Genomic DNA, 19,498 nt, shown 5'->3' on the forward strand with positions numbered 1-19,498 from the left:
TCTAAATGAATACTAACTTAACGAAAGTTGGTTATAAACTGATAAACCAAGGACCGGTATTATTGAGCCGTTCCTTATGGAAATACTATTATGCGGTTGAAAGAAGCCCTCAGCGTTTTATCAAACATACCTCTTTATACCATAGAGGTACAATATCAAAATACACTTCATAGAATGTATACAAGCATAGTGCGAGCCATTAATAGAAATGCTTAACTCATTAAATTTAAGTGAAGAATACAGAACAGGTGAGGCTAATTTAGTAACTGACTTTTATCTTCCATGCCTTAATCAAAGTGATCTTTATCAACGCTCAGTTGGCTACTTTAGCTCTACAGTATTTCTTCTTATTGGTCCTGAGCTAATAAATTTTGCTCGTAGAGGTGGGAAAATTCAGCTGGTTTGCTCTCCATCTTTATCAGCCGCAGATATTGATGCGTTAGAGCAAGGTTATGGGAGTAACCTTCAAAAAGCTAACCAAGAAATTATTCACACAGTTGATACTTTATTAAGCGATCCTAGGGTAATTAAAAACACAGAGGCTCTAGCAACACTTATCAAATTGAATATTATGCAGGTAAAAATAGCATTCAGAAAAAATTCAACAGGTATTTACCATGAAAAGCTTGGAATATTAACAAATAACACTGCTTCGGTTTCTTTTAAAGGCTCTGTCAACGAAACATGGAGTGGCTGGCATGAGCGTGGTAATTACGAATCACTAGATGTTTTCTGTAGTTGGAAGGATGGAAGGGATGAGCGACAAGTTGAGCGACACAAACAGTACTTTGAAAAACTATGGTCCAATAAGGTTGATGAATTAGAAGTTATTGATTTCCCTTTAGTTGCAAAGAATAGGCTTGAGGCAAAAGCTTATGACTCGTTAGATAAAATTGATGCAGAAGAACTTACTGATTACTTTTCGTTAGGTAATGAATATGAAAAGAAGAAAGCATCAGCTTCAATGCAAAAAAGAAATCCACTCCCACATCAGATCGAAGCATTGGATGGTTGGAAAGCACAAAAATATCAGGGTATTTTTGAGCATGCAACTGGTAGCGGAAAAACATTTACAGCGCTAACAGCTTTGAGAGAGCACTTATTAAATGACGGTGTTGCTGTTATTTTCGTACCAGATCGGCTTCTGCATAAACAATGGGCTGAAGAAATAAAACAAGAGTTGCCAGAAGTAACAATTTTAAAAGCAGGTGATGGCAATAATCGATGGCGAAAAAATCGAAGACTTCATAATTTTACGCAGCCAGGGGATGGGTTTGGTCAAAGAATAGTTTTAGTAACAATGCCAACAGCTAGATTACCTGATTTTATTAGTGGAATCGCAGGAGGTAGTCACCTCATGGTTGTTGCTGACGAAGTACATGAAATTGGAAGTAATGAAAATTCGAAAGCGCTAGCTATCCATGCAGGTAAAAAACTAGGTCTAAGTGCAACACCAATAAGATACAACGATCCAGTTGGTACACAAAAAATAATTGATTATTTTGGACCGGTAGTTCAGCCTCCTTTTACGTTAATTGATGCAATTCAAAGTGGTAGATTGGTTGAATATGAATACTTACCTGAAGCTATAAGGTTTACAGCCGAAGAATCTGAGGCTTGGGAGGCTGCAACTAGAGATATCTCTAGAGAGTTTGCTCGTTCAAAAAGAGATGATAAAGGTACGCCTATTCCTTCATCAAAGCTGCAAAATATGTTGATTCAAAGGGCTAGGATTGCTAAAAAAGCAACGGCAAAAGTCCCATATGCGATAAAAACTGTTACCAAAAACTATAACGAAGGTGAGAGTTGGCTTGTATATTGTGAAGATCAATTTCAGTTAAGTGAAGTTATGAGAGCTTTGGAAGCCCAAGGTTACACTCCTTGTGAGTACCATACCAACATGGAAGGTGATCCTGCTGCATCTTTAGATTGGTTTAAAAAATTTGGGGGAATAATGGTCTCAATTCGCTGTTTAGATCAAGGCGTGGATATCCCTAAAATTTCACATGCAATTATTCTAGCATCATCACAAAACCCAAGGCAGTTTATTCAACGACGAGGGAGAGTGCTTCGAACTTGCCCTGGAAAATATCAAGCCGTTATTTATGATGCAGTGATGGTTCCTATTTGTTTAGAGACTGAACCAGGGCAATTATCGTTATTGAAAAGCGAGCTGCAAAGAAGCATACAATTTTCAAAAACAGCCATTAATAGATCTGGCTCAAATAAATTAATTAATATCGCAATTGAGCTAGGTATAGACCCTGAAGAAGTAGGGCTATTAGACTCAGATGGTATAGAGGAAGAAATAATATGATACAAAAAAGTGATCCATTAACAGTCCTATTAAAACTAAATTCAGAACTGGGCTTAGAGTTAGATGAAACCTTAATTAAAGACTGTTATCAAATACAGAAAGACCATCAATATGACAAAGATAGAAATACACTACCCAAAGTTCAAGCAATTGTCGAAGAGTCTGTAGTTGAAAAACAAGGAAACAAGTTGATATGAAGCTTCAAGAGATAGTTATCCATAATTTTATGCCTTACAAAGGGGAGCAAAAAATTGAGTTTCCACAGCATGAAACACAAAATGTAATGTTACTTTTTGGCGATAATATGCGTGGCAAAACAAGCTTTTTAAACTCAATTCGTTGGGGGTTTTATGGTTTAGCCCTTGGGCGACACATGCGTTTAATTCCACGTGTGAATCTGGTTAATAGTATTGCTGCTTCTGAGGATAATTGGACAATGTCAATTGTTCTTAAATTTAGTCATGAAGGTAGGCAATATGAACTACGTAGACAGATTAATAAAAAAGAGCATATTTCTATCCCTCGAAACGATGGTGACTTTGAGGAGTTAATTGGGCTTAAAATTGATAATCAAGTGATAAATGGTGACTCGATAGTTAATGAAATTAACCAAGTAACGCCAGAAGAAATCTCACGATTTTTTCTGTTTGATGGTGAGTTACTCCAAGAGTATGAAAACTTGCTTGTTGAACAAAGTGAGCAAGGCGAAAAAATTAAAGAACACATAGAACAAGCGCTTGGTGTGCCTGCATTAGTTAATGGCAGAAATGAGTTTTCAAAATTATTAACTGATGCACGTAGAATTCAAACTAGAGATGCTAAAAATTCTTCAGATGCCAAAACATATGCAGAGCAACAAAGAGTTAATGAGGGTAAACAAGCAACTCTAGAAAAGGATATTCAGGACCTTGAAATACAACAACGTGATGTTCAAAAGCAAATAGATGATATTGAGGAAGAACTTAAAAATACAGAAGCTGTTCAAAGAAAAAAATATGAGTTGGATACATTAAAAGGGCAGCTAAAAAAAGTGGAAGAGCAGCTGGCGTATGATGCAGATGAACAACGGAAATTATTTAAGGATGCTTGGAAGGATGTTTTATTTAAAGGGGTTGAGCCTTTAGTATCTAGCTTGCAAAAAAGACGAAACTCTTTAATGTCTGCAGCAAATAATAAGGCAGTATTAGATTCTAAAATATCAGAGTTACAGAAAAGTTTAGCTAAACCTATTTGCCCTACTTGCACTCAAATAATACCTCAAGAAGAACTTGATGTTATAACAGCTAAAATAGAAGAATTAAAAGCAGAAGCTGAATTGTCTTCGGTAGATTTTGATGATGTTACAAATATTAATCTTCAAATAGATAAGTTGAATAAAGTAAAGTCGCATAATGAGTGCAGCCGTATTTGCGAATTAGTTACTAAAAGAAGAAAAGCTCAAGTTGCTGTAATAACAATTGAAACTCAGATTGATGACATCCAAGAAGAGATTAGAGGGTTCGATACTGAACAGATAATGCGACAAAGAGAGAAGAAAGATAGGCTAGGGAATCAATTGTTTAAGCTTGAAAATGATATAAAAGAAACCAAAGCAAAATTGAATAAATTATCAGAAAATCAAGCGCATATATCTACATTGATATCAAAAAGTTCAGGAAGCGAAGGACAGTCAAGCACTATTCGTGTCAACTTATATCAAAATTTAGAATCTGTTTTCAAAGCTGGAATTAATGAGTTAAGAGATGCGTTACGTGGGCAGGTTGAGGAGTTCGCTTCAAATGCATTCAGCCAGCTCACTACAGAAAAAACATATGCTGGTTTAGAAATAAATAACAATTATGGTTTATCTATTCTTGATCATACCGGTAATGTACTAAAAGAGCGTAGTGCAGGTGCAGAGCAAATTGTCGCTTTATCTTTAATTGATGGATTAAATAAAACCGCTAGAAAAAGCGGCCCAATTGTTATGGATACGCCATTAGGTCGCTTAGATCCCAATCACAGAAGTAATGTACTTAAATATTTACCTAAAATGGCTGAGCAGGTTGTTTTACTAGTACATGAGGGCGAAATTGATCCAAGCCGCGATTTATCTAATTTTGCTGAGCGCATTGGTGCACGATATCAAATACAAAGAATTTCAGCTACAGAGTCACGAATAGTAAGGAGTAACTAATGAATGAGCCTAATCGTATAGGGTTAACGCCATTAACAGCAAAGCAGTTAGATGAATTACTAGTGGAATTAAATCCAAGTGAAGATGCTAAAAATGAAGTCTTTAAGTTAATTAAATTTGATATTTATAGGCTCGCAGTTGCTCTAGGTATAAAAGAAAATAAGACCCCTAAGCCACTAGAAGATAAAAGCAATTCAGTATTTAGGGTAAGTGAATTAGATCCTGATAAAACTTTATTCACTGTAGTTGAATGCTTAGGTGCCTGCTCAGAAGAGTTGCCAATATACAGTTATATCGAACAATTAGCGGAGCAAGGTATAAAAGAGTTTTATCAGCAATTCCAGTCAACAGGTGAGCTACCTTACGCTGAATATTTTTCGGATAGGACTTAAGGTATGTCAGCACTAAAGATGTTTTTTTGTATTGTGAGTGATAATGGTGCTGTTGATGTGACGGTTCATCGAGAGCTTAACTCGATCTACACTTTGTGGAGCAACGAAAAAATTTTTAATAAGGTCGGTATTATACATATTGGTTTTATGCGTCCAAAAGTACCTGGCTATGATGAGGTTGAGCACTTCAAGGAAAGCATACTTGTTTCTTCAAGTGTAAAGTGGGCTTTACCTACAGAGTACCGAACAAGTAATACTGTCGTTAATAATAGTAAAATACCTCTTTATCAATTGCTATCCGGCTTTGGTTACGATATTGAGATAGAAGATGATCTCCCTGTATTGGAAAATACAGTACAGGAAACCAGCTTTAAGGCAGAAGGAGATCATACGATTGCTTCTGCGGCTTTAGAGGTGTTGGAAGCAACATCTCAATCTATGTCTAAAGAGGAGATCTACGGACATATTATAGATCGTAACCTTTTCAGTTTCGGTGCAAAAAAACCAATTAGTGTTTTAAACGTTGAACTGAATAGGCATTGTAAAGATACCGATTATAGTCATTCATCATCAAATAAAATATTCGGAAAAACTAGTAATGGTTTGTTTTATGCGTTAAGTGCGAAAAAAGAATTTACTGGTTGGTTAAAAGTATTACAAGATGAAAACCCTAGTTTGGAAAGTGAATGTTTAAAGTTACTTATTTTTGATGACAAAACGTATTTAGAAAAGAGGCATGAGCTTACTGATCAAGTTAGCCGTGAGTTAGATTTAATAAGGTTTGAACAACTTAAGCTATCAATAGATACAGAGGACCCAAGTCAGCTTATACCAATACTTCCAATACCTATCTTAAACGCACATATTAGCCAATTAGGTTTAACTGTTAGAACGAGTAATGTATTTAGCATTCAAGATATTTTTTGTTTAAAAGATGCTATTGGTATAAGACTTACGGATATGCTGAAATGGCCTAATTTTGGGAAAAAATCAGCAAAGGATTTATGTGAACTATTAATAGCAAGCGCTACAAAGTTAACTTTTCAGCTTCCAAATCCTTCATCAAAAAATATCAACTTAACAGAACAAGAAAATGTAATAAATGGACTTACTTCAGAATATGAGAATCAATCGGGAGATTATACATTTGAGCATATTAAGCAAGTTCCACTTAAACAACACTTTGAAAATTCATTAGCATTGTTAAGTGAAAACGCGAGACTTGTTCTTGAATACCGCACTGGTTATAAAGAACCAATAAAAACCTTAGAAGAGGTCGGGCAGTTAGTTGGTGTTACAAGAGAGCGTATACGGCAAATACAGAAAAAAAATATCAATAAAATTATAGATACTGAATATTGGGATGACTGTATTGCGATAAAAATTGGTAATCTATTAATCGATAGGGACCAACCTTTATACTTAGAAATGCTTGAAGTTGAAGATGATTGGTTCTCAGGTTTTATCGGAAATTATCAACACCTAGCGGCAATTATTGAACTTTTCTCAGAGAATCAAATACAGCTATTAACTATAAATGGTGCTGTAGTAATTTCGAGGATTAGCCAGGATGAGTGGGATAGCCTTATCAGTGGTTTTAGAAAGTCTCTAAAAGCTAAAGCAGGTGAGTACCGTTGGACTAGAGAAGATATAAAACTAATATTTAAAGCAGAATTAGAAAGTAAAGGAGCGATAGAGTTGTTATCTGTTCTATTGGACACTTTTAGTGGTATTTTACAGTTCAATTCTGAGAATGATGTCTTAATTGCTTATGGCAAGTCTAGCGAAAGTGCTGTTTTTACTGTGTTGCAGCAAGCAGAATCACCATTGCACTATAGTGAACTAGCGGATAGGGCATCTGCGTTGCTAGGTAAAAAAGTGGATGTAAGAACCGCACATAATTCGCTAGCAAAGCTTGGAGCTAAACTTTTTGGCCGTGGTACTTACGGTCTACCTAAATTTAATCCTATTTCAGACTTAATATGCAACCATATTCGCACAGTTGTTGCCAAAACGCTTTACGAAGGGCCTTTAGCAAAACAGTGGCATGTGACAGAGTTGCTTACATATTTAAAAGAAAAATTCCCAGCATTACCTAAAGATCTCGATATGTATATTTTAAATATAATTCTTGAAGATTGTGTAGAACTAACATATTTAAATAAAAATGTTTGGGCAAGAGCAGACTCTGGGCAAAAGCCAACAGATCGCGTTGATATGGCTGATGCTTTTACAAAAATATTGGAAGACGCAGGAAAGCCATTAAAAGGTAAAGAAATTAAGGCCCGGTTAGAGGTTGTAAGGGGAGTGCATGACTCTTTACAAATTCAGCCAACTGAGAGAATGCTACAAGTAGGCCCTGATACATGGGGGCTTTACGAAAGAGACATAAATATTGACCCTAAAAATATCACTCAGTACTTAGATGCGCTGCATAGCTACTTGAAAAATGAACAAAAAGGTATTCATGTTACTGAGGTCGAAGACTTTTTTGATAAAATAAACTTAGGTTTAGAATTACCAGAAAGCTATACCTTACTAAGCTTAGCTCAACAGGATGCGCGTTTTTACCTTGGTCGCTCTATGTTCCTCGGGCTTGCGGAGTGGGGGGATGACACTCGTCGTTATACAAATGCACAGGCTGTAAGAAAAATATTGGATGAAATGACCGAACCTATGAATATCAATAAGATTAATGCAAAAGTGCATGCTTTAACCGGTATAGATACAGATACAACAGTAACGGGCATTTTGAAAAACGAAGGTGCGAAGTATTACAAAGAACAGCGACTTTGGTTTAAAGAGTAAAAGTAGTTAGTTATTTTAGCTATTACTATACAAAAACCAAGTGGTGATGTAATCAGCACAAATTTACGTTTTAACCTCCCCGCACAATTTGCACTTCGTGTGAACAATGGCACTAAAAGCCTTGTAATCCTTAATGAGCAAGGCGCGGAAATACTTAATGGTAAAGGTGATGTTTACCTTAAATCAGAAGGTAAATTGGTTAGAATACAGTGTGCTAGGGTTGCTTTATTAAGGAGAATAGTAAGATGTACAAAAGTAAAAACTTTATTAGTGAGGCTTTTATAAAGCAGTATTCAATACCTGTTGGAATTGTGGGCTTAGCGCTTACAGCTATGTCTACCTTTGGTGTGAAAATGACGGGGCAATTTGAGGCTTACACTTTTTGGGCCTCAATCTGGCTACTGTTAGCCGTTATAATACTTACTTTGATAGCCCTATCGCTTGCGGTAAAACAGTTAAATAAATATTGCAATTCATTATTTAATATTGGTGAACTACCTCCACTATTAAGTATTTGTAGTATAAACGATGGCTCAAACGCTAAGATCATACTCCACCCTAAAGAGAATATTAATTTGCAAAAGGACTCCGTTGTTTCTGTTATCTTAGCCGATGACGAAGAAGGGGATATTGAATTGGGGCTAGGAGTTATAACTTACCAACAAGCTGACGGAAGGATTGCTTTAGTTGCTACACCAAAACGCAACATGGAAAGTAGGTGGTCAACAATTTTAAAAAATAGCTCTGAATACACTAGCAAAATTAGAGTTAGGACTGTTATTGATCGTAACTATATTAATGATGATTATTTGTACAAAGAAAGTTATGAAATTAGTAGCCTAAGCAGCTCTGCTTCAGATTTAAAATCGGATGGCACAGGAACAAAATTATGAACAATTTTAAATATATCGAGTTCACTCAACCTGCGGGAACATTCTACATGTTGAGTATGCCAGCAAGTTTTGTTTCTAAAATAATGGATGTAAAAGAGCGAAATGAAGATGGGGAGGGGACTCAGCGTGTGGATTCAAAACCTAGAATAGAGGAAATAAAAAAGTATTGTAATGATCCCGATGCTACTTTTCCTACACCGATAATACTTGCTATTGACTCAGAACATCTAACTTTCGAAAGCGATGGTACAGTAACCATAGAAAATAAAGCTAAAATTGCTGATATACTAGATGGGCAACATAGGATAAAAGGGATATCTAATTCTGATAATATTGATAAATTTGAATTACCTATTGTGTTTATAAAAGATGCAACCGAAGAACAGAAAGCTTACATTTTTTCTATTATTAATAGTAAGCAAACTAGAGTTTCTCCATCTTTGATCTATGATCTTTTCGCAGTAATGAAGAAGCGGAGCCCTCAAAAGACCTGTCATGAGATTGCACGCAGCTTCAATAAATTAGAAGACTCACCGTTTCAAAATAGATTAAAAATGCTTGGAAAAGGAGGAGGTGTAAATGCTTCATTATCGCAAGGAACTTTTGTCAAAAGGTTAGTGACTCTCATAACAAATAAACCCGATGATTATCTTATAAGAATAAAGAATGGTGAGGATTTACCTGTAGAAAATCTTCCATTTAATGATTATTTTAGAAATGACAAAGATGATGTGATTTTTAAAATCGTTCTCAACCTTTTTAAAGCGATATCGAAAGTATTTACTTATGAATGGAATCATCCAGAAAAATCAATTCTTTCTAAAGGTATTGGTTATGGCGCAGTAATTAAAGCATTCCCTGAGATTTATAAGGTAGGTAAGGAGCAAAATGATCTTTCTGAGGAGTTCTTTATAAAAACCTTTGAAAAATTCAAACTTATTCTTAAAGAAGAAAAGAAGGAACTGACATCTACTTATTTTGGTTCTAATGAAACTTATGTTACAGAATTATCAAAGCTCATTGAGCGAGCTGTGAGGTGACTTTAAAAAGTGGCTTACATTAGGAAGCCACATTATTATTTTATGAAACTTTCAAGTAATAGGTTATACCTCGATTCAAATGCAACTTAACAAAATCAGCAAAGAGCACCCCTACAAGGTGTGCACTTTGTTTTTGATAAGCCTCACGCAGAACTGCTAAATATACATCGGCATATTCACCGGCAAACACTTTCCAGCTCATTTCCACGTTACTGTCTGAGGGGATCTCCTCGACCGGGGGGATTGAATCTTCAGCGAGTGACATACAAAGCGCCCAGCGACACAATACGTTCCAGTTTTCGATACCTGTTTTACTTTTTAAGCGAACGAGTTGTTGCTTTTGTTTTTCAGAGAGCTTAATAGAGTCAATTGTATGGAGTGTGGTATTCATTAAAAGTACCCCTCAGTAAAGGTTGAGGTTTGTTCTTGCTCGTTATAACTAATGTGGTATTCACGGCAAATAGCAGGCTTTAATTGCGTGTAGTATTGCCCAGTTATTTCTTCGTCGGTCGATAGCAAAATTACTTGGCTTGACGCTTTAGGGAAGTAGTTATTAATAAGCTTAGTACGGTGTTTACCATCTAAGCGCCCAAGTGGTGTGTCGATCACGGTTGGAATTTCTTTGCCAGATGCTTCTGCTAATCCCCATAAAATTGCGATAGCAAGTAACTGCCTTTCACCTGCCGATAAGCGGCTTGGCGACATTGGGTTATTATTGGTATCGAGTAACGTAAGTTTGAATGAATCAGGGCAAATTTTAACACCGGTAATTAAGTTGTTTTTACGAGAAAGATCAAAAAACTTAGCGGCAATGTGCTCTTCAAGCCCTGTTACATTTTCACGTATTAGCTCATCAGCAAATGACTTCATGGTATTTTTAAGTTTACCAATATGATCAGCGACTTGAATTGAACGTTTTTGTTCAAACGTGTCTTTGCTTTGTTGGGTTAGCAAGTTTGCATAGCGAGTGTTTAATACTTCGTCACGCGCTTGTGCTTGCTGTAACAACTGCTGTTTTTGTTTGATTAAAACAAAGTTGTTTTTTAGCTCGACTTCAAGCCCGGCTAGTTCGCTAAGTAAATGCTGAACAGTCTCGTAATCAGGTATTGATTCAAGCTTTTTATTAAATAGCGCTTGTTGTTCAAATAATTCTTCGCGAGCTTTTAGCAAGTTTGAACGCTCTAACTTATCTAGTTCAATTTTTTCATCAAGACCATTAAAAATAGCGATGTTACTAGCAATATAACACTCTGTGCTTGCTAGTTCTTCGCGCTCTGTGGCCATAGTGGCCATTTTATTACTGAGTGCTTTAAGCGCGCTTTCTGGTACGTTTTCATTAACTAGTGTTTGTGTAATTGTGGCTTCGTACTCTGTAATAGCACTTTGAATAACATTCGCTTGTACTGCCTGTTCTTCTTTTTTAATTTGTGCTTTTGTGCTTGATATTAAATTGGATATTAAACCAAGTGGTCCGCATCCGGCATCTAGCTTTACACGTTCAGCTAAATTTGCTTTGAGTTTTTCTTCAATCGCGCCGAGTTCAAACTTTATAATGTCGCGCTCTTCAATTAAATGAGCGCCTGCACTTCTTACTTTTTGTCGGGCTTTATTAATACTCAAGTTAGTATCACTGGCACGTTTTTCTAAGTTAGCAATGTCAGTTTTAAAGGCTGATACAATAGTTGTCTGCTCAGTTATTTCTGCTTCAAGCGCTTCGACTTTGGCTACTGCGGTTGTATCTAGGTTTTCACTTTTACGTTTACGCTCTACATTATTTAAATCAATTTGCAGCTGAGAGAGTAGGTCAAGCCCAAGTAAATTTTCTATACCCGTTTTAATTAAATCAGCACTTCTGTCTGGGTGTGCTAAATTTTCTATTTTTTCGCCATCAAAAAAGAATAAATCAGACAAACTAAGTGGAATAAATTCGTTTACAAACTCATCCCAGTATTGGCTCAAATGAGAATCTTCTTGCTGATTACAATAAACTACCACTTTATCTTTTACGTCTTTTGTATTTGTTTTCCAACTTCGAACAATAACAAACTCGTTAGTTGTTGTATCAGTTGTGTGAGTAAACGTTAGTGAAATTTCAACTGTATCGTCGTTACCCACATAACGATTTTTGGTACTTATTAAATAGTTACCGTATGACTGATGACCTCGGTTAGAGCATTTGGCATGCTTACCGTAAAGCACAAGTTGCAACGCATCTAGAAAGGTTGTTTTACCACCACCATTTAAGCCACCAAAAAGAATAATTGGTTTATCTGCAGATGTACTCAAATTGACTTCGTGACGACCCTGATAAATACCAAAGTTTTCAAGGGTGAGTTGTTTAATTATCATCTTGTACCTCTTCAAAATCGATTAATAGCGAGCTGTAGCCTTGTTCTTTAATCGATTTAGTTACCATGATGATTTTTTCTTGAATTGCAGCTTTATCATCTTCAGTTAAATTAGGAGAATTGTTTAGTTGTATTTGTAAGCGATGGCGTTCGCGTTCTAATGCAAATTGCTTTGCTTCAAATAAATTGTTAAATGCGCCTTTATCTAAACTCTGTGTAAGCTCATCAGATAGTTTTGCTCTACGCAGTTGGTTTTTATGTTTGTTAGCAATACTCATAACCGCACGCATTTGTTGATATAACAAACCATCTTCGTCGCCTTGTTCTTGGCAATGCGCTTTTAATTTATTAAGTACGTCTAAATTAAGAATAGGGTGGTGTGCGCGTTGCTTACCTGGATAAGGCTTTTTGAATACATTTTGGTAAATTTTAGGCACGCTATCTTCAGCTTCGTGCTTTTCTTCAAGCCAAATTCGGCGTATTTCTTCAAGATCTTCTAATGGTAAAAGCTCCAAGTTTTTTACTTCATCAGGCCCAAGTTGTTGCACTGCAAGCTGTGCTTCTAAAACTTTGCCAAGTAAGTGTTCTCTAAATTTTTGTATGTAAGGACCTGGTACTAAATCGGCGCCATGTTTAGATATATGTACAGTTAAATTGCCATTCATACGTCTGAAGTCGCGATTAGCTTTATCTCGTGTTAGCTTTTCAATTTTTTTAGCACGGTTAGAGTCGTTAACTTCAATTTCGTTACGAAGCGCTACAAGTGGATACATCCACTCTTTTTCATCGTCGTTGGCAATCATGGCATTCATTGATTTATCTTCAGATACCATTGTACAAACGTAGCAACCAAAACGGCTATCGCCACAGCTCTGCGTCGATTTATCTACTACAAGCGGGCATTCACCGCCTTCAGTTGCACCCTGATACATGCCCATTAAATCATGATTTGGGAAATTCCACGGGTTATTTACACTATTTAAGTACACCCACACATCATCGTTACTCCAGCTCGCAATAGGTGTATAAACCCAAACTCGCTCAAGTGAACCGTTTTCGGTCAAGCCAAGCGCTTTTCGTGTATTAGTGGTCGAGCTTTCGAAGCGATCCATACTTGCAGCACGTGCTGTACTTTCAGCTTTACGCGTACCAAGTACTAAAAGGGCTTCGCCATTTTTATCAGCCATGTTTTGAATAAATGTATTTGATGGCGATATTTTTAGGCGGTCTGTACACCATCTAAATTTATAACGAGGAGCAGGGTAACCCTTACCGATTAAGTTAACCCAAAAACGGTCTTTTACTGCAGGAGTAAGGCGGTGTGGCACTATAGGCAAGCCTTGTGCATCGGCTTGTTCTTTCATTCGCTCCAACGATTTTCCTACCCACATAGCAACTATTGGGTTTTCTACTAGAGTGTCGGTGCTTATTACATGTACTTTTTTTTCGCATTTACCTTCTTGAGCTAGCTCTTGTAGGGCATACCAAATCAACTGCAGTATAGCAGTTGAATCTTTGCCGCCACTGTAGCCAATTACCCATGGGATTTGATCACTCTTGTATAGCATTTTAACGTGATCGATAGATTCTCTGATTACGTCTTTTAACCCTTTTTGGGTAAATGCAGATTTGTTCTGTATAACTGGATCAGAACTCATTTTTTGCCTCTTTAAATTTATTTTCTTGTGCTATTTCTTTAGGAGAGAGCTGGATATTCATTATTTGTTTTATTCTTATTGCTGTTAAGCTGGCTGCAACGGAAGAGTTTTTCATACTGCCGTTAATAATACAGCGCCCATCCCAATCTTGATGATTTGATCTTTCCCAGTTTATCTCTTGGAATTGACGTAATTTTGCTTTCCATTTTTTATCGTTTATTAACAACCAACAACCAACAATACCAATAGCATGCAAGGTTACGGAATAAGGATGAATACTTTGGTCTCGTAGCTCACTACTAGCTACTTTGTCATTTAACACTAGTTGCCAAGCAGGGAGGTTATTAGCCACACATTCCCAAAACTCTATTGCTTTTGGGATTAGCGAGTCGTAGTTATTATTATTTATGTTTGAAAACAATTCTTTAGTCGCTTTATTTAAACCACTGTGAGTGATAAGTTTTTTCGAACGAGAGCTAAGTCTACTTTTTTCTAAATGGACTAGTTTAGAAAGTATTGGGCTATTAAAAATTATATTTTTAGAGAGAAGTTCATCAGGATTAGTGCCATAGGTTTTTTGCAAAGACTCATCAACTTTGATCGCATGCTGATTAAGATCTGAAAACATATTCTGACGTTGTTCTAGGTTTTTATCAGGATAAATAACTACAGAAATGGTTTCATTTTCTAGAGACTTATCTTGTTCGATAGCAGCAAGTATAGCAACAGTTCTATGTTGACCATCTACGATGAATACTTCTGCATCCTCATCAATAAGCAATTTCCCGCTATTAGCAAACACATCTTCATTGGTAAAAGGTTCAAATTCACTTCTTCCTTGAATACAGGCTGTAATAGAAGAAAATACATAGTTGTCTCTATTATCTAAAATATATTTTGCTATCTGAGGTATACGATCTTCATTGATTAATCGTTGTGAACGCCTTTCTACTGGAAGTGTTTGTTCATCTAATGAAAAAATTCGTTTAAGTCTTTTTAAAGAACACATAACAACGTAAAATTCATTACCTGCTTGTATGCCTTTATTGGCTATGAGAGATGTACCAGATATTATTTTGTTCATGTGATAACTTTCTGTTTTGTTTTTGTTCGCACGAACAAAGCTTTTTGTTCGTGCGAACAACTCAGTGCGGTATCATACATGACTAATGTAGGCATGTCTTTACCGGAGCCACTAATTTTAGGGAATTTATGACAGTTTATTTAGATTCGAATGCAACAACCCCTGCACTAAAGCCAGTCGCCGATTTAGTTTATTTACTAATGACCGAGGAATATGGCAATGCAGGAAGCCGCACACATGAGTTTGGTGCTAATGCTAAAAAATCTGTTGAAAAAGCACGTAAACAAGTAGCTGAAGTTGTGGATGCTGATAAATCAGAAGTTATTTTTACTAGTGGTGCAACCGAGAGTAATAACATTGCAATTCTTGGGTTACGTGAATTTGGTGAACAAGAATCTAAAAAGCATATAATTACTACTCGAATTGAACATAAAGCTGTATTGGAGCCTATGGAGTATTTAGTTAAAAATGGCTTTGAAGTTAGCTTTTTAGAAGTTGATGAGAGTGGTGTTGTTGACTCCGATAACCTCAAACAGTTATTGCGAGAAGATACGCTACTTGTTTCGATTATGCATGTGAATAACGAAACAGGCTCAATACAGCCTATCACTGATATTTGCGATGCACTTGAGTTACATTCAGCATTTTTACATATCGATGCGGCTCAGAGTTTTGGAAAGTTGAGCGACGATTTAAAAAATAAACGCATTGATTTAATTAGCGCAAGCGGACATAAAGTGTATGCTCCTAAAGGTGTTGGTGCCTTAATCATGCGAAAGCGTGGCTTTTTAAAACCGCCATTAAAACCAATTATGTTTGGCGGTGGGCAAGAAAAAGGACTACGCCCAGGCACCTTAGCGGTACCACTAATTGCAGGTTTTGGTTTAGCTTGTGAAATAGCACAAAAAAATGCTTTAGCATGGCAAAAACATGCACAAAAATTAAAAGATGAATTGATCGCAGCTTTAAATACTCTTGATGCGCAATACAACGGTGAGAATACATCACCCTTTGTGCTTAACTTTTCCGTCCCAGGTATTAACTCTGAGGCGGCAATGGTTATGTTAAAAGGGATCGCGGCTGTATCTAATGGCTCTGCGTGTACATCATCAAGTTACACACCTTCACATGTTTTAACTGCAATGCAATTGGATGAAAAACGTATTGCCGGTGCAATAAGAGTTTCATGGGGTCATATGACAGAGTCATTACCTATTACTGAAATAGTTGAAAAGTTGGAACAGTTAAAGTTGTGATGTTGATTTAGTTAATTGTTAGCACTGTAGCTAAGACAATTCTCCCCTTCAACTTCACTTGCAAACACATAATTAATGAATAATTACCTCGCATGGATGCGAGTAAAGCGATGCTTGCACATGGATGTGCTTTCATCGCGTTTACGTTCATATTAATTTAGTGTTTAAAGATAAGTGAAATTGAGGGGCGCCGAGAGATTCCAAAGAGAAGTCGGCGGTTACTTCTCTTTGGTTGCCATCGCCAACGCGATATAAGTAAATTATTTTAAAAGCTACGCTTTTCGCGCGAGCAAGCTGAGCGCAGTGAAGTTCGAGGGGCACTCCAGTTACTTAAAGTTAAAAACTAACACGTGATATAAAATCATAGCTACCGCAAGAAAGTAAAATTTTGGAATATTATCTAAATCACTTGTAAGTGATTGTGTTTCAGAAGTATATTGTTTTAATTAGTAAAAATTATTTACAAGGACAGTAGATGCAATCCGCTACTACAGATAAAAAATATACTGCTAACCCTTCTTCAGCTCAAGAGCCAGCAAATAACTCTTCGTATACAGATGAAAACAAATACCAGTTTGTTTCACTCACTAAAGATGAATCGTCATTTTTAAATAAAAAACGTAAAAGTTGGAAGCTAGCAAATCCCAGAGGTTTGTATACTTTTAGGGATCAACCAATAGGTATTTTTAGCTGCATGTTGCATATAGCTACTTTTTTAGTATGTGCATTTCTTTTCATTTTTTATCTTTACTTACCCCACGATAAAGAGCTTATTAATGGGATCGGCAGTTACAGCAGTATAACTCCATTAGAACGTTTTTCGAGAGTGCTATTAATTGGCTTAATTTTATTTAATTTAAATTCTTTGAAGGTCAATATAAAGGCTTACCCTATTAAGCGCTATTGGTTTGCTATGGCATCTAATTCGCTATTTCATGCTGTTCTTTTAAATATTTATTATTTTCTTTTTTCAATACTTTGTATTGCTTTTGTTGGGGCTGCTCAAGGGATGGATTTATTTAGTGCATTCGAAATATTTGAGGAGAGTGCAAATTACGAAATATTTTTAATTATTGATACTTTTATATCTGCAGGGATCATTTGGTATGCCTTTAGATTTTGCAGAAAGGGGCTTAAACAATGAGATTTTCTATTATTTTTACTTTCATACTACTTTTATTTTCACTGCCTAGCTTTGCTAAAAGTGAGTTACCTTATGGTTGTGACGAGTATTCAAAAGTAGAAGAAAAGAGTTTCGTATTGTTTAATAAAAAACAATTTATCGAGCTTGGGGAGTGCGCTGGTGAAGCATTAGTTAAAGCAAAAAAAGTTTATAATATTGCAGATGCATGCTCAGAAGTTGTGGAAGATAAAAATAGCTTGTTAGGTATATTTAGCTTATCAAAGCTTGAAGCAATTAAAATGGGGGTTTGCTTAGGAGCTATTAATGCAGTTTATAACCGCTACGACAGAGAGGTTGTAACTGCTACAGATAGTTACCGAAGACCTAAGCGATACTATAGTTGCAAAAAAGGTATGGAAGGGGTAAGTAAACTCATATCTAGTGCTGATGACGAATACTACGAACGCTCTGAGCTTAGAGATATTTTGTGTCGGAGAGTTTATTAAGATGATAGAGCCTGTTGATACTGAAGTTGAATCTATCACCCAAATTGCTAATTTATATATTAAGCAAAGTTACTCAGATACGTTACCAAAAGAACTACATGACGCGCTAAATAATATTTTTACAAAAGGGCATAAAAAATCTGAAGATACGCATGTTTCGAATAGCTCAACACTTGAATATCGAAAGGCTGTCATTTCAACCAAAGAGGTTCAATTTAGCAAGCGAGTGGAGCATAGAGTTATTAGAGGAAGAAGAGCTACTGTATATAACGCACTGTGCCTATATTCATTAATAGGAACAGCGGGTACAAAAAAGGTTTTTCAAGATTACTACATCGCTAAATCATTTACCGATAAACGTGAGTTTAAACTATTAGATGAGTTTGCTAAAAAAGAGCTAAGCACAGAAATGTTGTTTTTTGGTGTGTCACAATCATCTTTTGATAATATAAAAAGTAAGTTACTTGATAAGAATTTCGATCTCTTTACTAATCAGTTACCTTCGCCTTTTCAGCGTTTAAAAGCGGACGATGTAGATTTGTCTCCTTTGAGCTTACTTTATGATAGAGGTATTAATTGGCAAAGTGTTATTGAAACTTATACTAAATCGGACAAAAAATTTAAATCCAAAGAATATATTGAAGCGCAAAATATACTTCAAAAAGTTGCTGATAAACGACTACTCAAACTCCCACTGTTTAAGGAGTTAAGCGCTAATATTGACTCTCAAATAAATGAAAATAATGAAGCATGGGAGTATTTACAAAATATTTTAAATTAGATTTTGCAGTGCTCCGCACAACGTCATTATTGATCTTAGTTAACCAACTGGAGAACAATAATGGAATCAATGAACTGTTTATTTAAAACCTTCCCAAAATGCAAATCTGACCGCTATATGTCAGAAGCTAAAAAAATATATAACCATCTTTTACAAGGTCGCAACTATAGAGATATTGGCGGCCGCAAGCTCACTATCGCTCCTAACCTGGTTCGTTTTAAATTAGGCAATTACCGCTTAATTTTTATATCCATAAATGGAAATTTTCACCCTAAAGCGCTTCTTGCTCGCAAAAACCTTGAATCTTATTTAAAGCGAAGGTGAATAATATTGTTCACTTAAACTTAATTAAGGCAGCAAATATGACTAAAAAAATAAGCCCAGCTAATAATCAAGCGAATCAACAAAATCCAAATAAAGGGACTGATGGCGTTAATCAGCAGTACGCTAAAGTACAAGGTTATCGCGGTAAGCAATTAAATAAAAATGAAGGAAAAAAATAATGGAACAACTAGTTGAAGTTGAGCAGTTATTTAATTTTCAGGTAAGTGACAATTTTCGCGAACAGTTAAATTCTCACGTTTCTGCATTGAATTTTGAAAAATTAAAATGGAAGTTAACGCAATCAGCTGAAGCAACATGGAGTTCAGAGCTGTGTGACTTTGCTGAACTTGAATATCGTAAGTTTTTATCACTTAAAAAGTGGTATCCAAAGCTGTCGCTCGTTCCGAGTAAGTTAGTTGATAAGTTTTGGCATGAGCATATTTTAGATACGCAAAGTTATAGTAATGATTGCGATGCTTTATTTGGGTTTTACTTGCATCATTATCCTTATTTTGGAATTTATGGAGACAAAGACCAATCTAAACTACAAAACTCATTTGATGAAACGGTAGCGGTATATGAGAAGCACTTTGGTCCATTTCCTACTGCTGAGTTGTATTCAGATGAATCAGCACAAATGGCTCGTTGTGAAGATCATGCTTGCCATGCTCCTACCTCATGCGCATGTCGTGTACCAGGAGCTTGCAAGTAGTGAAGGCAAAGAGCTGCTTTACTGCAGCTCTTTTATACAACTTTGATGGTAAAAATACTTCAATAGCCATGTATTAATTA

At 36.1% G+C, this 19,498-nt stretch carries 18 protein-coding genes; 14 read left to right on the forward strand and 4 right to left on the reverse strand.

Features of this window, described 5'->3' with window-relative positions; genetic code table 11:
• The first annotated feature begins 208 nt into the window (after positions 1–208).
• The 7 genes from H5092_RS05970 to H5092_RS06000 all read left to right on the forward strand — a co-directional run bounded on the left by H5092_RS05970 (position 209) and on the right by H5092_RS06000 (position 9,626).
• Positions 209–2,317 carry a DEAD/DEAH box helicase family protein gene (locus H5092_RS05970; protein WP_182733104.1) on the forward strand — a complete coding sequence of 703 codons (2,109 nt, stop codon included), beginning with the start codon at positions 209–211 and terminating at the stop codon, positions 2,315–2,317.
• Positions 2,314–2,514 (forward strand): hypothetical protein, encoded by a 201-nt coding sequence (locus H5092_RS05975; RefSeq protein WP_182733105.1) that lies wholly within the window; start codon positions 2,314–2,316, stop codon positions 2,512–2,514. Before H5092_RS05970 ends, H5092_RS05975 begins: the two co-directional genes overlap by 4 nt.
• On the forward strand, positions 2,511–4,493 hold the full coding sequence (locus tag H5092_RS05980) for an AAA family ATPase (protein ID WP_182733106.1): 1,983 nt from the start codon (positions 2,511–2,513) through the stop codon (positions 4,491–4,493). Before H5092_RS05975 ends, H5092_RS05980 begins: the two co-directional genes overlap by 4 nt.
• On the forward strand, positions 4,493–4,885 hold the full coding sequence (locus H5092_RS05985; RefSeq protein ID WP_182733107.1) for a hypothetical protein: 393 nt from the start codon (positions 4,493–4,495) through the stop codon (positions 4,883–4,885). Before H5092_RS05980 ends, H5092_RS05985 begins: the two co-directional genes overlap by 1 nt.
• Before the next feature lie 3 nt (positions 4,886–4,888).
• Complete coding sequence (locus H5092_RS05990; RefSeq protein WP_182733108.1) at positions 4,889–7,693, forward strand: sigma factor-like helix-turn-helix DNA-binding protein; 2,805 nt, start codon at positions 4,889–4,891, stop codon at positions 7,691–7,693.
• 245 nt (positions 7,694–7,938) lie between these two features.
• Positions 7,939–8,586, forward strand: coding sequence for a hypothetical protein (locus H5092_RS05995; RefSeq protein ID WP_182733109.1), 648 nt, complete (start codon positions 7,939–7,941; stop codon positions 8,584–8,586).
• Positions 8,583–9,626: a DGQHR domain-containing protein gene (locus H5092_RS06000; protein WP_182733110.1), complete on the forward strand. Its 1,044-nt coding sequence runs from the start codon at positions 8,583–8,585 to the stop codon at positions 9,624–9,626. Before H5092_RS05995 ends, H5092_RS06000 begins: the two co-directional genes overlap by 4 nt.
• Positions 9,627–9,666: 40 nt before the next feature.
• On the opposite strand, the gene dndE is transcribed toward H5092_RS06000, so the two are convergent.
• Genes dndE through dndB form a run of 4 tightly spaced genes read right to left on the reverse strand, consistent with a single transcriptional unit; the run spans position 9,667 to position 14,716 of the window.
• Complete coding sequence (gene dndE / locus H5092_RS06005; protein WP_182733111.1) at positions 9,667–10,017, reverse strand: DNA sulfur modification protein DndE; 351 nt, start codon at positions 10,015–10,017, stop codon at positions 9,667–9,669.
• On the reverse strand, positions 10,017–11,975 hold the full coding sequence (gene dndD, locus H5092_RS06010; RefSeq protein WP_182733112.1) for a DNA sulfur modification protein DndD: 1,959 nt from the start codon (positions 11,973–11,975) through the stop codon (positions 10,017–10,019). Before dndD ends, dndE begins: the two co-directional genes overlap by 1 nt.
• Entirely contained in the window at positions 11,965–13,632 is a 1,668-nt protein-coding gene (gene dndC, locus H5092_RS06015; protein WP_182733113.1) for a DNA phosphorothioation system sulfurtransferase DndC, read from the reverse strand. The genes dndD and dndC overlap by 11 nt, the downstream gene beginning before the upstream one ends.
• Entirely contained in the window at positions 13,622–14,716 is a 1,095-nt protein-coding gene (dndB, locus tag H5092_RS06020) for a DNA sulfur modification protein DndB (protein WP_182733114.1), read from the reverse strand. Before dndB ends, dndC begins: the two co-directional genes overlap by 11 nt.
• 128 nt (positions 14,717–14,844) lie before the next feature.
• Here dndB and dndA point away from each other — a divergent pair, with 128 nt between their 5' ends.
• The 7 genes from dndA to H5092_RS06055 all read left to right on the forward strand — a co-directional run bounded on the left by dndA (position 14,845) and on the right by H5092_RS06055 (position 19,418).
• Positions 14,845–15,972, forward strand: coding sequence for a cysteine desulfurase DndA (gene dndA / locus H5092_RS06025; protein WP_182733115.1), 1,128 nt, complete (start codon positions 14,845–14,847; stop codon positions 15,970–15,972).
• A gap of 475 nt (positions 15,973–16,447) precedes the next feature.
• Entirely contained in the window at positions 16,448–17,116 is a 669-nt protein-coding gene (locus tag H5092_RS06030; RefSeq protein WP_182733116.1) for a hypothetical protein, read from the forward strand.
• Positions 17,113–17,601 (forward strand): hypothetical protein, encoded by a 489-nt coding sequence (locus H5092_RS06035; RefSeq protein ID WP_182711921.1) that lies wholly within the window; start codon positions 17,113–17,115, stop codon positions 17,599–17,601. Before H5092_RS06030 ends, H5092_RS06035 begins: the two co-directional genes overlap by 4 nt.
• A 1-nt stretch (position 17,602) precedes the next feature.
• Complete coding sequence (locus H5092_RS06040; protein WP_182711920.1) at positions 17,603–18,382, forward strand: hypothetical protein; 780 nt, start codon at positions 17,603–17,605, stop codon at positions 18,380–18,382.
• 60 nt (positions 18,383–18,442) lie between these two features.
• Positions 18,443–18,706: a hypothetical protein gene (locus tag H5092_RS06045; protein WP_182733117.1), complete on the forward strand. Its 264-nt coding sequence runs from the start codon at positions 18,443–18,445 to the stop codon at positions 18,704–18,706.
• A gap of 38 nt (positions 18,707–18,744) precedes the next feature.
• Positions 18,745–18,885, forward strand: coding sequence for a hypothetical protein (locus H5092_RS06050; RefSeq protein WP_182733118.1), 141 nt, complete (start codon positions 18,745–18,747; stop codon positions 18,883–18,885).
• Positions 18,885–19,418 (forward strand): hypothetical protein, encoded by a 534-nt coding sequence (locus tag H5092_RS06055; RefSeq protein ID WP_259398367.1) that lies wholly within the window; start codon positions 18,885–18,887, stop codon positions 19,416–19,418. The genes H5092_RS06050 and H5092_RS06055 overlap by 1 nt, the downstream gene beginning before the upstream one ends.
• The last annotated feature ends 80 nt before the right edge of the window (positions 19,419–19,498 follow it).

Origin of the sequence: Pseudoalteromonas sp. SR41-7, assembly GCF_014163935.1 — a bacterium.
In the GTDB taxonomy this organism is placed as follows: domain Bacteria; phylum Pseudomonadota; class Gammaproteobacteria; order Enterobacterales; family Alteromonadaceae; genus Pseudoalteromonas; species Pseudoalteromonas distincta.

What these genes read in the sequence shown, in the direction of transcription:
- H5092_RS06055 (WP_259398367.1), top strand. Translation starts at nt 18,885, where the DNA reads ATGGAACAACTAGTTGAAGTTGAGCAGTTATTTAATTTTCAGGTAAGT.
- H5092_RS05980 (WP_182733106.1), top strand. Translation starts at nt 2,511, where the DNA reads ATGAAGCTTCAAGAGATAGTTATCCATAATTTTATGCCTTACAAAGGG.
- H5092_RS06040 (WP_182711920.1), top strand. Translation starts at nt 17,603, where the DNA reads ATGATAGAGCCTGTTGATACTGAAGTTGAATCTATCACCCAAATTGCT.
- H5092_RS06035 (WP_182711921.1), top strand. Translation starts at nt 17,113, where the DNA reads ATGAGATTTTCTATTATTTTTACTTTCATACTACTTTTATTTTCACTG.
- H5092_RS05995 (WP_182733109.1), top strand. Translation starts at nt 7,939, where the DNA reads ATGTACAAAAGTAAAAACTTTATTAGTGAGGCTTTTATAAAGCAGTAT.
- H5092_RS06045 (WP_182733117.1), top strand. Translation starts at nt 18,443, where the DNA reads ATGGAATCAATGAACTGTTTATTTAAAACCTTCCCAAAATGCAAATCT.
- H5092_RS05990 (WP_182733108.1), top strand. Translation starts at nt 4,889, where the DNA reads ATGTCAGCACTAAAGATGTTTTTTTGTATTGTGAGTGATAATGGTGCT.
- H5092_RS06050 (WP_182733118.1), top strand. Translation starts at nt 18,745, where the DNA reads ATGACTAAAAAAATAAGCCCAGCTAATAATCAAGCGAATCAACAAAAT.
- H5092_RS06000 (WP_182733110.1), top strand. Translation starts at nt 8,583, where the DNA reads ATGAACAATTTTAAATATATCGAGTTCACTCAACCTGCGGGAACATTC.
- H5092_RS05975 (WP_182733105.1), top strand. Translation starts at nt 2,314, where the DNA reads ATGATACAAAAAAGTGATCCATTAACAGTCCTATTAAAACTAAATTCA.
- dndC (WP_182733113.1), bottom strand. Translation starts at nt 13,632, where the DNA reads ATGAGTTCTGATCCAGTTATACAGAACAAATCTGCATTTACCCAAAAA.
- H5092_RS05970 (WP_182733104.1), top strand. Translation starts at nt 209, where the DNA reads ATGCTTAACTCATTAAATTTAAGTGAAGAATACAGAACAGGTGAGGCT.
- dndA (WP_182733115.1), top strand. Translation starts at nt 14,845, where the DNA reads ATGACAGTTTATTTAGATTCGAATGCAACAACCCCTGCACTAAAGCCA.
- dndE (WP_182733111.1), bottom strand. Translation starts at nt 10,017, where the DNA reads ATGAATACCACACTCCATACAATTGACTCTATTAAGCTCTCTGAAAAA.
- dndD (WP_182733112.1), bottom strand. Translation starts at nt 11,975, where the DNA reads ATGATAATTAAACAACTCACCCTTGAAAACTTTGGTATTTATCAGGGT.
- H5092_RS05985 (WP_182733107.1), top strand. Translation starts at nt 4,493, where the DNA reads ATGAATGAGCCTAATCGTATAGGGTTAACGCCATTAACAGCAAAGCAG.
- H5092_RS06030 (WP_182733116.1), top strand. Translation starts at nt 16,448, where the DNA reads ATGCAATCCGCTACTACAGATAAAAAATATACTGCTAACCCTTCTTCA.
- dndB (WP_182733114.1), bottom strand. Translation starts at nt 14,716, where the DNA reads ATGAACAAAATAATATCTGGTACATCTCTCATAGCCAATAAAGGCATA.